This window comes from Streptomyces sp. NPDC058637, assembly GCF_042717325.1.
In the GTDB taxonomy this organism is placed as follows: Bacteria; Actinomycetota; Actinomycetes; order Streptomycetales; family Streptomycetaceae; genus Streptomyces.
Map to the genome: position 1 here is coordinate 32,794 of NZ_JBHXRD010000035.1, position 13,624 is coordinate 46,417.

At 70.5% G+C, this 13,624-nt stretch carries 10 protein-coding genes; 5 read left to right on the forward strand and 5 right to left on the reverse strand.

Annotation, left to right across the window (positions count from 1 at the left end):
* Positions 1-122: 122 nt before the first annotated feature.
* A complete protein-coding gene (gene dnaE, locus ACFWVP_RS28645) occupies positions 123-3,659 on the reverse strand; it encodes a DNA polymerase III subunit alpha (RefSeq protein ID WP_384500861.1) in 3,537 nt (1,178 codons plus the stop codon).
* A 223-nt stretch (positions 3,660-3,882) separates the two neighbouring features.
* Between dnaE and ACFWVP_RS28650 the strand changes: the two genes are divergently transcribed.
* From ACFWVP_RS28650 to ACFWVP_RS28665, 4 genes are all read left to right on the forward strand, one after another.
* Entirely contained in the window at positions 3,883-5,208 is a 1,326-nt protein-coding gene (locus ACFWVP_RS28650) for a DUF2252 domain-containing protein (RefSeq protein ID WP_384500862.1), read from the forward strand.
* Between the two features lie 57 nt (positions 5,209-5,265).
* A complete protein-coding gene (locus tag ACFWVP_RS28655; protein ID WP_384500863.1) occupies positions 5,266-5,982 on the forward strand; it encodes a hypothetical protein in 717 nt (238 codons plus the stop codon).
* Positions 5,983-6,033: 51 nt separating this feature from the next.
* Positions 6,034-6,849 carry a DsbA family protein gene (locus ACFWVP_RS28660; protein ID WP_384500864.1) on the forward strand — a complete coding sequence of 272 codons (816 nt, stop codon included), beginning with the start codon at positions 6,034-6,036 and terminating at the stop codon, positions 6,847-6,849.
* 135 nt (positions 6,850-6,984) lie between these two features.
* A complete protein-coding gene (locus ACFWVP_RS28665) occupies positions 6,985-8,643 on the forward strand; it encodes an alkaline phosphatase D family protein (protein ID WP_384500865.1) in 1,659 nt (552 codons plus the stop codon).
* A gap of 54 nt (positions 8,644-8,697) precedes the next feature.
* Here the strand turns inward: ACFWVP_RS28665 and ACFWVP_RS28670 are convergent, their stop codons facing one another.
* Positions 8,698-9,276, reverse strand: coding sequence for a dienelactone hydrolase family protein (locus ACFWVP_RS28670; RefSeq protein WP_384500866.1), 579 nt, complete (start codon positions 9,274-9,276; stop codon positions 8,698-8,700).
* A 38-nt stretch (positions 9,277-9,314) separates the two neighbouring features.
* Here ACFWVP_RS28670 and ACFWVP_RS28675 point away from each other — a divergent pair, with 38 nt between their 5' ends.
* Complete coding sequence (locus ACFWVP_RS28675; protein WP_384500867.1) at positions 9,315-10,457, forward strand: mechanosensitive ion channel family protein; 1,143 nt, start codon at positions 9,315-9,317, stop codon at positions 10,455-10,457.
* Positions 10,458-10,489: 32 nt separating this feature from the next.
* Here ACFWVP_RS28675 and ACFWVP_RS28680 read toward each other — a convergent pair whose 3' ends face one another.
* From ACFWVP_RS28680 to ACFWVP_RS28690, 3 genes are all read right to left on the reverse strand, one after another.
* On the reverse strand, positions 10,490-12,076 hold the full coding sequence (locus ACFWVP_RS28680) for a Na+/H+ antiporter (RefSeq protein ID WP_384500868.1): 1,587 nt from the start codon (positions 12,074-12,076) through the stop codon (positions 10,490-10,492).
* A gap of 125 nt (positions 12,077-12,201) precedes the next feature.
* Positions 12,202-12,678, reverse strand: coding sequence for a GNAT family N-acetyltransferase (locus ACFWVP_RS28685; protein WP_384500869.1), 477 nt, complete (start codon positions 12,676-12,678; stop codon positions 12,202-12,204).
* Entirely contained in the window at positions 12,675-13,616 is a 942-nt protein-coding gene (locus ACFWVP_RS28690; protein WP_384500870.1) for an RluA family pseudouridine synthase, read from the reverse strand. Before ACFWVP_RS28690 ends, ACFWVP_RS28685 begins: the two co-directional genes overlap by 4 nt.
* Positions 13,617-13,624 lie beyond the last annotated feature (8 nt).

Below are 13,624 nucleotides of genomic sequence, written 5' to 3' on the forward strand. Positions count from 1 at the left end.
TCCGGTGTCCCCTCTAATCATTCTGGGGGCTGCGGCCCACTCTGTCGTTTAATTTGCGCTAACCGGCGTCGTGGGCCCCCCCGCGGGTGGGGGGCCGCCCCTCTCGCTGTTTCCGGAGCTTCTCAGCCGGCCAGGCAGGACGGGCCGAGCAGCACCTTCAGGTCGCCGAAGAGCGCCGGGTCGGGCTTGACCCGGTGCCGGTCGAGCCGGAGCACCGTGGTCTTGCGGGGGCCCTGGAGCCTGATGCGGACCTCGGTGTCGCCCCGGTGGTTGCTGAGCACCTCGCCGAGCCGGCTGACCATGGGCGGGGTGATCTTGACCGTGGGGATGGTCAGCACGACCGGCGCGTTGGTCCCGGCCGACGAGACGTCGGGGACCTGCATCTCCATGGCGACCAGACGCGGCACGTCCTCGCGCTTGTCGAGGCGGCCCTTGACGAAGACGACCGTGTCCTCGACGAGCTGGGTGGAGACCAGCTGGTAGGTCGCGGGGAAGAACATGCACTCGATGGAGCCGGCGAGGTCCTCGACGGTGGCGATGGCCCAGGCGTTGCCCTGCTTGGTCATCTTGCGCTGGAGGCCGGAGATGATGCCGCCGACCGTGACGATCGCGCCGTCGGAGTGCTCGCCGCCGGTGAGCTGCGAGATCGAGGCGTCCGACTTGTCGGACAGGACGTGCTCCAGCCCGAAGAGCGGGTGGTCGGAGACGTACAGGCCGAGCATCTCGCGCTCCTGCGCGAGCAGGTAGGACTTCTCCCACTCGATGTCGGAGAACTCGACGTCGAGCCCGAAGCCCGGCTCGTCGCTGTCCTCCTCGCCGCCGCCGAAGAGGTCGAACTGTCCCTCGGCCTCCTTGCGCTTGACCTGCACCACGTTGTCGATCATCGGCTCGTGGTGGGCGACGAGGCCCTTGCGGGTGTGGCCCATCTCGTCGAAGGCGCCGGCCTTGATGAGCGACTCGACGGTGCGCTTGTTGCAGACGACCGCTTCGACCTTGTCCAGGAAGTCCGGGAAGGTGGAGTACTTCCCCTTCGCCTTGCGGCACCGGATGATCGAGTCGACGACGTTCTGGCCGACGTTGCGGATGGCGGTCAGGCCGAAGAGGATCACGTCGTCGCCCTGGGCGGCGAAGTTCGACTCCGACTCGTTGACGTTGGGCGGGAGCACCTTGATGCCCATGCGCCGGCACTCGTTGAGGTAGACCGCCGACTTGTCCTTGTCGTCCTTGACGGAGGTCAGCAGGGCCGCCATGTACTCGGCCGGGTAGTTGGCCTTGAGGTAGGCGGTCCAGTAGGTGACCAGGCCGTACGCGGAGGAGTGCGCCTTGTTGAACGCGTATCCGGCGAACGGGACCAGGACGTCCCACAGGGCCTTGATCGCCGCGTCGGAGAAGCCGTTCTTCTTCGCGCCGGCCTCGAAGAGGACGAAGTTCTTCGCGAGCTCGTCGGCCTTCTTCTTGCCCATCACGCGGCGCAGGATGTCGGCCTCGCCGAGCGAGTACCCGGCGACGATCTGGGCGGCCTTCTGCACCTGCTCCTGGTAGACGATCAGGCCGTAGGTGAGGCCGAGGACCTCCTTGAGGGGCTCCTCCAGCTCCGGGTGGATCGGGGTGATCTCCTGCCGGGCGTTCTTGCGCTCGGCGTAGTTCGTGTGCGAGTTCATTCCCATCGGGCCCGGCCGGTACAGGGCCGAGACGGCGGAGATGTCCTCGAAGTTGTCGGGCTGCATCTGGCGCAGCAGCGAGCGCATCGGCCCGCCGTCGAACTGGAACACCCCGAGCGTGTCGCCGCGGCACAGCAGCTCGTACGTCTTGGGGTCGTCCAGCGGGAGCGCCAGCATCTCCAGGTCGACGCCCTTGTTGGCCTTCACCATCTTGATGGCGTCGTCCATGATCGTCAGGTTGCGCAGACCCAGGAAGTCCATCTTGAGCAGGCCGAGCGACTCGCACTGGGGGTAGTCCCACTGCGTGATCGTGACGCCGTCGGAGTGCCGCACCCAGATCGGCGCGTGGTCGACGATCGGCTCGCTGGACATGATCACGCCGGCCGCGTGCACACCCATCTGCCGGACCAGGCCCTCCACACCCTTCGCGGTGTCGATGACCTTCTGGACGTCCGGCTCGTTCTCGTACATCCCCCGGATCTCGCCCGCCTCGCTGTAGCGCGGGTGCTTCGGGTCGGTGATGCCGTTGAGGTCGATGCCCTTGCCGAGGACGTCGGCGGGCATGGCCTTGGTCAGGCGGTCGCCCATCGCGTACGGGTAGCCGAGGACACGGGCGGAGTCCTTGATGGCGTTCTTGGCCTTGATCTTGCCGTAGGTGCCGATCATGGCGACCTTGTCGGCGCCGTACTTCTCGGTCACGTACCTGATCACCTCGACGCGCCTGCGCTCGTCGAAGTCGATGTCGACGTCGGGCATGGAGACGCGCTCGGGGTTGAGGAACCGCTCGAAGATCAGCCCGTGCGTGATCGGGTCGAGGTCGGTGATGCCCATGGCGTACGCGACGATCGAGCCGGCGGCGGAACCTCGGCCGGGGCCGACCGCGATGCCGTTGTTCTTGGCCCACATGATGAAGTCGGCGACGACGAGGAAGTACCCCGGGAACCCCATCTGGATGATGATGTCCATCTCGTACTCGGCCTGCTTCTGCCGGTCCTCCGGGACGCCGGCAGGGTAGCGGCGGCCCATGCCGACGCGGACCTCCTCCTGGAACCAGGTGATCTCGGTGAAGCCGTCCGGGATGTCGAACTTCGGCATCAGGTCGCGCTTCTCGAACATGCCCGTGGTGTCGATCTGCTGCGCGACCAGCAGGGTGTTGGCGCAGCCCTGCTGCCAGGCGTCCGAGGAGTCGACGGCGTACATCTCGTCCGTCGTCTTCAGGTAGTAGCCGGTGCCGTCGAAGCGGAAGCGGTCCGGGTCGGAGAGGTTCTTGCCGGTCTGGATGCAGAGCAGGGCGTCGTGCGCCGTCGCCTCGCTGGCGTAGGTGTAGTGCGAGTCGTTCGTCACGAGCGGCGGGATGTTCAGCTTCTTGCCGATTTCGAGGAGCCCGTCACGGACCCGGCGCTCGATCTCGATGCCGTGGTCCATCAGCTCCAGGAAGTACCGGCCCTCGCCGAAGATGTCCTTGTAGTCGGACGCCGCCTGGACCGCCTCGTCGAACTGTCCGAGCCGCAGCCGGGTCTGCACCTCGCCGGAGGGGCACCCGGTGGAGGCGATCAGGCCCTCGGACCACTTGGAGATGGTCTCCCTGTCCATCCGCGGCCACTTCTGCAGCCAGCCCTCGGCGTAGGCGTCCGAGGAGAGCTTGAAGAGGTTGTGCAGCCCGGTGCTGTTCGACGCCCAGATCGTCTTGTGGGTGTAGCCACCGGAGCCGGACACGTCGTCGCGCTTCTGGTGCGGCTGGCCCCACTGGATCTTGCGCTTGTGCTTGCGTGACTCGGGGGCGACGTAGGCCTCGATCCCGATGATGGGCGTCACCCCGGCCTTGGTCGCCGAGTGGAAGAAGTCGTACGCCCCGTGGAGGTTGCCGTGGTCGGTCATCGCGATGTGCGACATGCCCATCGTGTTGCACGCCTCGAACATGTCCTTGAGCCGCGCGGCACCGTCCAGCAGCGAGTACTGGGTGTGGACGTGCAGGTGCGTGAAGGGCGGCTTGGCCACGGCTCTGTGCCTCCGGGTCGTTGCCGAGGGCGGCGGGAAGACGCCTCGGCTAGGGGGTGGTGATCGGGCGACGGCCGGCAGATGACGGCTCGGGGGGACAGCGTGGAAGTCTACGTCTCCGAGGTGACGGGTGGCGGGCACTCCGGGGTACGGTCGCGCGTTGGAAGGGCGGGGACACCCGCCCGATTTGTCATGAACGCCATGTAGCAGGAGGCACCCAGCGATGTCGGACACGCAGACCCGCGCGGAGCAGCGCGGGGAGCAGATTCTCGCCGTTTTCGACACCGCTTTCGGTGAGCTCCTGGCCGCCGATCCCGCGGCTTTCCGGGTGAAGTTCCGCAAGATGGCCGGTTCGGCCTTCGCCTTCTACCGTGGCTCGGCCGGGCTGTTCTACGCCGATCTGGACCGCGAGCAGAACCACGGGCCGTATCTCGACGAGCGGACGAGCCGGGTGTGGATCCACGGCGATCTGCACGCGGAGAACTTCGGCACGTACATGGACGCCAACGGCCGGCTGGTCTTCAACGTCAACGACTTCGACGAGGCCTACGTCGGCCCGTTCACCTGGGACCTCAAGCGCTTCGCGGCCTCCGTCGCCCTGATCGGTTACGCGAAGGCGCTGGGCGACGACCAGATCACCGAGCTCGTCCGGGTCTACGCCGCCGCGTACCGGGAGCGCGTCCACGCCCTGGCGACGGGTGCGAAGAACGACGAGGTGCCGCCCTTCACCCTGGACACCGCCGACGGCCCGCTGCTGGGCGCGCTCCGGGTCGCCCGTTCCCTGACCCGTTTCGGGCTGCTGGACTCGATGACGGAGATCCGGGACTTCGAGCGCCGCTTCGCCGCCGGCGGCGGTGCGATCGACCTGGACGCCGCGACGCGCTACAAGGTGCTCGCCGCCTTCGACGGCTATCTGGAGACGCTGCCGGAGTCGAGCCTGACCCGGCCCGACTCGTACCGGGTGAAGGACGTCGTCGGCCGTCGTGGCATCGGTATCGGGTCGGCCGGCCTGCCCTCGTACAACATCCTCCTGGAGGGCAACAGCGACGCCCTCGAGAACGATGTGGTGATCTATCTCAAGCAGGCGCAGACCCCGGCGGTCTCCCGGCACGTCACCGACGCGGCCGTGCGGGACTACTTCCAGCACGAGGGGCACCGCACGGTGATCTCGCAGCGCGCCCTGCAGGCGCACGCCGACCCGTGGCTGGGCTGGACCGAGCTGGACGGGGCGGGCCAGCTGGTCGCCGAGGTCTCGCCGTACGCGGTCGATCTGGACTGGTCCGACATCGACGAGCCGGAGGAGATCGCGGCGGTCGTCGCCGACCTCGGCCGGGCGACGGCGACGATGCACTCGGCGGCGGACGACGAGAGCGGACACTCACTGGTGCCGTTCTCCACGGAGCGCGCGATCGACGCGGCCATCGCCGCGGACGAGGAGGGCTTCCCGGAGCTGCTGATCGACTTCGCGCACAGCTACGGCGCCCGCGCCCGTGCCGATCATCAGATCTTCGTGGACCTCTTCCGCAACGGCCGCATTCCGGGGCTGTAGGCCGCGACCTACGGCCTTAGGGCTCGTTTACAGGGACACATGGCACACTCTGCGGCGATGGACGTATCAGGGAAGCAGATCAGAGCGGTACGCGCGGCGCTGTTCACCGCGCTCGTCGTCACGCTCTCCTCCGCCTCCCATGTGCTGCTCTCCCGGGTCCCGCTGCCGCTCACGGCGGTCGCGCTGCTGGCCGGTGCCGTCTTCGCCGTGGCGTTCGCGCTGGCGGGCCGGGAGCGCCGGTTCGGCGCGATCGCCGGGCTGCTGGTCCCGCTGGAGCTGGCCGCCGACACGGTGTTCACCACCGGACAGCACCTCTGCTACGGGGCGGCCGGCGGCCCGATCGCGGGCCCGCTGCGGTCCGTGGGTGTCGATCTGCTCTGCGGCGGTGAGGCGCCCGTGCCGCTCACCGGTGTCGCCACGGTGGGGACGCCGCTGGCCGGGGTGACCGGCACGGGCGACCGTGCGGCTGCCCTGCTGGCCTCCCCGGGCCCCGCCGTGCCGTGGCTGCTGCTGGCCGCGCACGTGGCGGTGGGCCTGCTGGCCGCGGCCTGGCTGCGGCACGGCGAGGTGGCGCTGGCGGGGCTGCTGCGCGCGGCTGCCGCCGTCGCGTTCCGGCCGCTGCTCACCGCGGCCGCCGTGGCGGGGACCGCCCGGCTCCTCGTGCGCCGCGACGGCCGCTCCGCCGGGCGTCCCGGCCCCCTCCTCCCGGTCCGGCTCCTGGTGCACTCCGTGGGAAGGAGGGGTCCGCCGAGCTCGGCTCCCGTCACAGCCTGAGCACATGGCGACACCCCACGAGACCACCCCACGCACCCCCGGAGAACACTCATGAGCAACCGCAACAGCCAGGCCAACAAGCAGGCCGCCCGCGAGCGGCTGCGCGCCGAGCGCGAGCGCCAGGTCAAGAAGGACAAGGCACGCAAGCAGATCGTCGTCGCCCTCTCGGTGGTCGCCACGCTGGCGGTCGTGGGCGGGATCGCCTACGGCGTGTCGGAGCTGAACAAGCCCTCCGCCTGGGAGGCCGCCGCCGACGCGAAGAACGTGACGGCGCCGAAGAACACCTCGGGCGACGACGGCACGACCGTCGTGATCGGAGAGTCCTCCGCGAAGAAGACCCTGGAGCTCTACGAGGACTCCCGCTGCCCGATCTGCGCCACGTTCGAGCAGACGGTCGGCGAGACGATCGCCAAGGACGTCGACGCCGGCAAGTACAAGGTCAAGTACGTCGGTGCGACCTTCATCGACAACACGGACAACGGCGAGGGCTCCAAGAACGCCCTGAGCGCGCTGGGCGCCGCGCTCGACGTGAGCCCCGAAGCCTTCCTGGACTACAAGGCCGCGCTGTACTCCGCGAAGTACCACCCGCAGGAGAGCGACGACAAGTTCGCCAAGGACGACTTCCTCATCGAGGTGGCCGACTCGGTGGACGCGCTCAAGGGCAACACCGCGTTCGTGAAGGACGTCGAGGACGGCACGTTCGACGCCTGGGCGGTCAAGATGTCCAAGACGTTCGACGAGAGCGGTGTCCAGGGCACCCCCACCCTGAAGATGGACGGCAAGAAGGTCACCGCCGAGGGCAGCGAGAACGCCCCCATGACGGAGGCCGAGTACACCGCGGCGATCACCAAGGCCCTGAAGGGCTGACCGGCGGGCTGACCGGACGGGTTGCGGCCTCCGGGGCACCGGAGCCACAACTTCGGGTGTCGGATCACCGACAGGCGGGCGAACTTCCTTGATTCGCCCGCCTGTTCGCCCTACGCGCCAGTAGGGTGCTGGTCCGTGACCAGTCGACAGTTCCCGCATCCCAGCCGCCGCACGGTTGTCCGAGCGGCCGCCGCAACCGCGGTCGCCGCCCCCGCGCTCGCCACCGCCACGGCCACCGGCGCCCGCGCCGCCACCGGCCCGGCCTTCCTGCACGGCGTCGCCTCCGGCGACCCCCTGCCCGACGGCGTACTCCTGTGGACCCGCGTCACGCCCGGCCCGGAGGCCGTGCCCGGATCGGGTCTCGGCGGGGACACGGCGGTGGTGTGGGAGATGGCCGAGGACAAGGCCTTCTCCCGGATCGCCGCCCGGGGCGGCTCCGTCGCCCGGGCCGCCTCCGACCACACGGTGAAGGCCGACGTGCGCGGGCTGCGCCCGGCGACGACGTACTGGTTCCGTTTCTCCGCCGGCGTGGCCGAAGGGGCGGTCCTCTCCCCCGTCGGCCGTACGCGAACGGCGCCCGCGGCCGCCTCGGCCGCGCCCGGGATCCGCTTCGGCGTGGTCTCCTGCGCCAACTGGGAGGCCGGCTGGTTCTCCCCGTACCGGCATCTCGCCGCCCGCGCCGACCTGGACGCCGTCCTGCACCTGGGCGACTACATCTACGAGTACGCGTCGGGCAGCTATCCCACCCAGGACACCGTCGTACGCCCGCACGCCCCGGCCCACGAGATCCTCACCCTCGCCGACTACCGCACGCGGCACGGCACGTACAAGACGGACGCGGACCTCCAGTCGCTGCACGCCGCCCACCCGGTGATCGCGATCTGGGACGACCACGAGTTCGCCAACGACGCCTGGTCGGGCGGGGCCGAGAACCACACTCCGGGCGCCGAGGGCGCCTGGGCGGCGCGGGTGGCCGCGGCGAAGCAGGCGTACTTCGAGTGGATGCCGGTCCGCGCCTCCACCGAGGGCACCGTCTACCGCAGGCTCCGTTTCGGCAGCCTTGCCGATCTGCACCTGCTCGACCTGCGCAGCTTCCGCTCCGAGCAGGCGTCCACAGGCAACGGCGCGGTCGACGACCCTGAGCGTTCGGTCACCGGGCGGGCGCAGCTGGACTGGCTGAAGGCCGGGCTGGCGGGATCGGACGCCACCTGGAAGCTGGTAGGCACCTCGGTGATGATCTCGCCGGTCGCCTTCGGCGCGCTGCCCGCCCATCTGCTGGCGCCGCTCGCGGAGCTGCTGGGGCTCCCCGGGGAGGGGCTCGCCGTCAACGTCGACCAGTGGGACGGCTACACGGACGACCGCAAGGAGCTGATCACCCACCTGCGGGAGCGGTCGGTGAGGAACACGGTCTTCCTGACCGGGGACATCCACATGGCGTGGGCCAACGACGTGCCCGTGAAGGCGGCGACGTATCCGCTGTCGGCCTCGGCGGCCACCGAGTTCGTGGTGACGTCGGTGACCTCGGACAATCTGGACGACATCCTGCGGGTCGCGCCCGCGACCGTCTCGGTCGTGGCCACGGCCGCGGTCAAGGCCGCCAACCGCCATGTGAAGTGGATCGACATGGACTCGCACGGCTACGGGGTCCTCGACGTGACCGCCGAGCGCTCGCAGATGGACTACTACGCGGTCTCCGACAAGACGAGGAAGGACGCCACGGCGTCCTGGGTCCGCTCGTACCGCACGCTCAGCGGCACCCAGAGGGTCGAGAGGGCCGACGCCCCGGTGCGCTGATCCGCCCGAGGGGCCCGCGTCCGCCCGCGGGGGCGGCGCGGGGCCCGCCGGTGCTCACAGCGTGGCGAGGAAGCCGATCGCGACCTTCCAGGTCAGCTCGGCGGCGGCCTGGTCGAAGTCGGGCAGTTCCGGGTCGGTGAACAGGTGCCCGGCCCCGGGGTAGCGGTAGACCTCGACGTCCGCGCCGGTCCGCTGCATCTGGAGGTACCAGCTGTTCAGCCAGTCGTGCGACTCGAACGGATCGGGGTCGGCGACGTGCAGCTGCACCGGCAGCTCCTCCACCGAGGCGCTCTCCGCGATGTCCGACGTGCCGTGGAGCAGCAGCAGCCCGCGCGCCTTCGCGTCCCCGAGCGCGAGGGTCTGTGCCACGGACGCGCCGAGCGAGAAGCCCGCGTAGACCAGGCCCTGGTCGGAGTAGGGCGCGGCGGCGAGCACGGCTCGCTTGAGCAGCTCGTCCTTGCCGACCTCTTCCTGGAAGGCCATCGCCTCCTCGACCGTGTCGAAGGTGTGCCCCTCGAAGAGATCGGGCACGCGCACCTCGTGCCCGGCCGCGCGCAGCCGGTCGGCAGCCGCGTGCACAGCGGGCCTCAGACCGTAGGTCGAATGGAAAAGCATGATGTTCATGCGTCCCATGGTGCCAGCTGTGCCCTGATCACTCGGAGGACGACGGAATGGAGAACATAGTGCGACCGCTGCTCGTCGTGGGCGGATCGCTGGGGATCACCATGCTGGTGGGCTGGCTGGTCGACCTGCTGCTACGGCGTGCCGACGACCGGCACCACGAGACGCCGGTCTGGGGCCTGCTACGGCGCTGCCGTCCGCCCCTGCAGGTGGTGTTCTGCACGGCGCTGCTGAGGGCGAGTTTCGGCCAGCTGCGGCTCGACGTGGTGCGGGACAACCGGGGCGCGATCGGCCAGGTCCTGACGCTGGTGCTGATCGCGGCGTCGGCCTGGCTCGTGATCCGCGTCGCCGCCACCGTCGTCCAGTCCTCGTACGCCCGCTACGCGACGTCCACCCGCGACCCGGCCCGGGTCCGCCGGGTCCGGACCCAGGTCACGCTCATCCAGCGGGTGGTCACCGCCGTGGTGGCGACGGTCGCGGTCGCCGCGATGCTCCTGACGTTCCCGGCGATGCGCACCGTCGGCACCTCGATGCTGGCCTCCGCCGGTGTGCTCGGCATCGTCGCCGGTGTCGCGGCCCAGTCGACCCTCGGCAATCTCTTCGCCGGCTTCCAGATCGCCTTCGGTGACATGGTCCGGATCGGCGACACCGTCGTCGTGGACGGCGAGTGGGGCACGGTGGAGGAGATCACCCTCACCTTCCTCGCGGTGCGGACCTGGGACGAGCGGCGGATCACGATGCCGGTGTCCTACTTCACCAGCAAGCCGTTCGAGAACTGGTCGCGCGGCGGGGTGCAGATGACCGGCACCGTCTTCTTCCACCTCGACCACTCGGCCCCGGTGCCCGCGATGCGGGACCGGCTGCGCGACATCCTCGGCGAGTGCGCCGCGTGGGACGGCCGCGACTGGTCGCTGGCCGTTACGGACACCACTCCCACGACGATCGAGGTTCGGGCCGTGGTCACGGCGAAGGACGCGGACGACATCTGGACGGCGCGCTGCGCCGTGCGGGAGCAGATGGTCGCCTGGCTGCGGGACCACCACCCGTACGCCCTGCCGCGCATCGTGACGGCGCCCGCCTCCCTGCCGCCGGGCGACCACTGGCGGGAACTGACGGGCGCGGAGAACGGCCGCGCCCCGTCCGACGGCCGGAGGCCGGACCTGGACAAGGCTCCCCGCACCGGGCGCGGCTGAGCCGGCGCGGGACGGGCGCGGGGGCGGGACGGTCAGCGCAGGCTGCGCACGTCCAGGTAGCGCAGCACCCGGTCGACGATCTCGGGGTCCGATCCGGGCTCGCTGCGAGCGGCGAGCACCTCGTGGCGGGCCGCCGACAGCATCTCGCGCTGGACCCGGCCGACCGCCTTGAGCCGCTCGGCGCGCCGGGCGTACGCCTCGCGGCGTTCCTCGTCGACCATGTCGGGGCTGATCCGCGCCCCGATGTCGTACGCCGCGCGCCGCAGCCGCTCCAGCACCTCCTCGGGGAAGTCCTCGGCGTCCTGGATCTCCCGAAGCCGGTGCTTGGCCGCCTTGGCCGCACGGATCGCGAGGTCGCGTTCCAGGGCCCCTGCGGCGTCCGAGTCCGCCCGGACGCCGAGCTTCCGCACCAACCACGGCAGGGTCAGGCCCTGGAGGACGAGGGTGGCCATGATGACGGCGAACGCGATGAAGACGATCTCGTCGCGGCCGGGGAACGGCTTGCCGTCGTCCGTCTCCAGCGGGATCGCGAGGGCCAGCGCGACGGAGGCCACCCCGCGCATCCCGGCCCACCACATGACGACGGTCTCGCGCCAGCTGGTGGGGATCTCCTCGCTGTAGTCGCGGCGGGTGTGCAGCCGCCCGGCGAGCCAGGTGGCGGGCAGCAGCCACATCAGCCGTACGCCGACGACGACCGCGACGACGACCAGGCCCCAGCCCAGCAGCTCCGGCAGACGGCCGGCCGCGGTGCCGAAGACGCTGTGGAGTTCGAGGCCGATCAGGCCGAAGGCGACCCCGGTGACGAGTGTGTCGACGATCTCCCAGAAGGACCGGCCGGTGAGGCGTCCGAGGACGTCGTCGGCGTCCGCGGTGTGCTCGGCGAGGAAGAGCGCCGTGGTGAGGACGGCGAGCACGCCCGAGCCCATCAGCTCCTCGGCGAGCACGTAGCTCACGAACGGCACCAACAGGGTCAGGCCGACCTGGAGGGTGGCGTCGCCGAGGACGTCCATCAGCTTGATGGTGAGCCAGCCGAGCACCAGGCCGACCACGACGGCGACGACCGCGGAGAGGACGAGCAGGCCGAACGCCTCGGGCAGCGAGAACGTCCCGCTCACGGCGGCGGCGATCGCCACGTGGTACAGGACGATGGCCGTGACGTCGTTGAACAGCCCCTCGCCCTCCAGGATGGAGACGAGCCTGCGCGGCAGTCCGACCGAGCCCGCGACGGCCGTCGCGGCGACCGGATCGGGCGGGGCGACGAGCGCGCCCAGGGCCACGGCGGCGGCGATGGGCAGGCCGGGGACGACGGCGTCCGCGACCGTCGCGACCGCCGCCGTGGTGACGAAGACGAGGGCGACCGCCAGCAGGAAGATGGGGCGCTTGTTGGCGGTGAACTGCCGCCAGGAGGTGCGCTGCACGGAGGCGTAGAGCAGGGGCGGCAGCAGGGCCGGCAGGATGATCTCCGGCGGGATGTCCACGTCGGGTACGAAGCTGAGGAAGGCCATGCCGATTCCGGCGAGCGTCATCAGCACCGGTGCCGGCAGCCCCAGGCGTTCCCCGAGCGGCACCGTGACCACCGCTCCGAGCAGCAGCAGGAGCAGGAGTGCCATCTGGTCCACGTCGTGCCTTCCGCGGCGTTCCCGGGCCCGGTTGCTCGGCCGACCGGATCCCCGCATACCACGGCTTACCACGCGGGGCCGCTGTCCCGGCGTCGCCGCGACGGCGAACCGGTCAGGTGATCAGGTCAGAGCGCCCGCCGCATGGCCCGGTGCGGCATTCCGGCGTCCGGGAACTCCGGGCCGTACGCGACGTAGCCGAGCCGCTCGTAGAAGCCGAGGGCATGCGTCTGGGCGTGCAGGTCGACCGCGGCCAGGCCCAGCGTGCGCGCCTCCTCCTCGATGGCGCGCACCAGCGCGGCACCGACGCCGAGGCCGCGGGCCTCGCGGGTCACGGCGAGCCGGCCCAGTGAGCCGACGGTGAGGTCGCCCCCGGTCCGGCCGGCCGCCGCCGCACCGTGCAGCAGCCGTCCCGTACCGAGTGCGGAGCCGTCCGCGGCGACGGCCAGGACGTGCACCGCGTCGGCGTCGTGGGCGTCGTACTCGATCTCCTCGGGCACCTGCTGCTCACCGACGAAGACGTCCTTGCGGACCTGGAAGCAGTCCGCGAGGTCACTCTCGACCAGCGCCCGGCGGGTGCTGTACGCGGCGGGTGCGGAACTCATTCGCTCTCTGCCGCGATCGTTTCGAGGGCGTGGCGGAGGTCGTCCGGGTAGGTGCTGGAGAATTCGACCCAGCTGCCGTCCGAGGGGTGCTCGAAGCCGAGCCGGACCGCGTGCAGCCACTGCCTGGTGAGGCCCAGGCGCTTGGCCAGCGTCGGGTCCGCTCCGTAGGTCAGGTCGCCGACGCAGGGGTGGCGGTGGGCGGCCATGTGCACGCGGATCTGGTGTGTGCGCCCGGTCTCCAGCTTGATGTCGAGCAGGCTGGCCGCGCGGTAGGCCTCGATGAGGTCGTAGTGCGTCACGGAGGGCTTGCCCTCGGCGGTGACGGCCCACTTGTAGTCGTGCTGCGGGTGACGCCCGATGGGGGCGTCGATGGTGCCGCTCATCGGGTCCGGGTGGCCCTGCACCAGCGCGTGGTACTTCTTCTCGACGACCCGGTCCCGGAACTGTGCCTTGAGCAGTGTGTAGGCGCGCTCGGACTTGGCCACGACCATCAGGCCGGAGGTTCCGACGTCCAGCCGGTGCACGACGCCCTGGCGCTCGGCGGCACCGGAGGTGGAGATCCGGTAGCCGGCCGCCGCGAGACCGCCGATCACGGTGGTGCCGGTCCAGCCGGGGCTGGGGTGGGCGGCGACGCCGACGGGCTTCATGATGACGACGATGTCGTCGTCGTCGTGCACGATCTCCATGCCCTCGACGGGCTCGGCGACGATCTGGACCGGAGCGGGTGCCTGCGGCATCTCCACTTCCAGCCAGGCGCCGCCGTGCACCCGCTCGGACTTCCCGGCCACCGCACCGTCCACCTGGACCTTCCCGGCAGCGGCCAGCTCGGCGGCCTTGGTGCGGGAGAACCCGAACATCCGGGAGATGGCGGCGTCGACACGCTCGCCTTCCAGGCCTTCGGGTACGGGCAGGGTGCGGACCTCGGGATGCGTACTCACCTGTCGAG

What these genes read in the sequence shown, in the direction of transcription:
- ACFWVP_RS28650 (WP_384500862.1), top strand. Translation starts at nt 3,883, where the DNA reads ATGTCGGACACGCAGACCCGCGCGGAGCAGCGCGGGGAGCAGATTCTC.
- ACFWVP_RS28655 (WP_384500863.1), top strand. Translation starts at nt 5,266, where the DNA reads ATGGACGTATCAGGGAAGCAGATCAGAGCGGTACGCGCGGCGCTGTTC.
- ACFWVP_RS28660 (WP_384500864.1), top strand. Translation starts at nt 6,034, where the DNA reads ATGAGCAACCGCAACAGCCAGGCCAACAAGCAGGCCGCCCGCGAGCGG.
- ACFWVP_RS28670 (WP_384500866.1), bottom strand. Translation starts at nt 9,276, where the DNA reads ATGGGACGCATGAACATCATGCTTTTCCATTCGACCTACGGTCTGAGG.
- ACFWVP_RS28675 (WP_384500867.1), top strand. Translation starts at nt 9,315, where the DNA reads ATGGAGAACATAGTGCGACCGCTGCTCGTCGTGGGCGGATCGCTGGGG.
- ACFWVP_RS28685 (WP_384500869.1), bottom strand. Translation starts at nt 12,678, where the DNA reads ATGAGTTCCGCACCCGCCGCGTACAGCACCCGCCGGGCGCTGGTCGAG.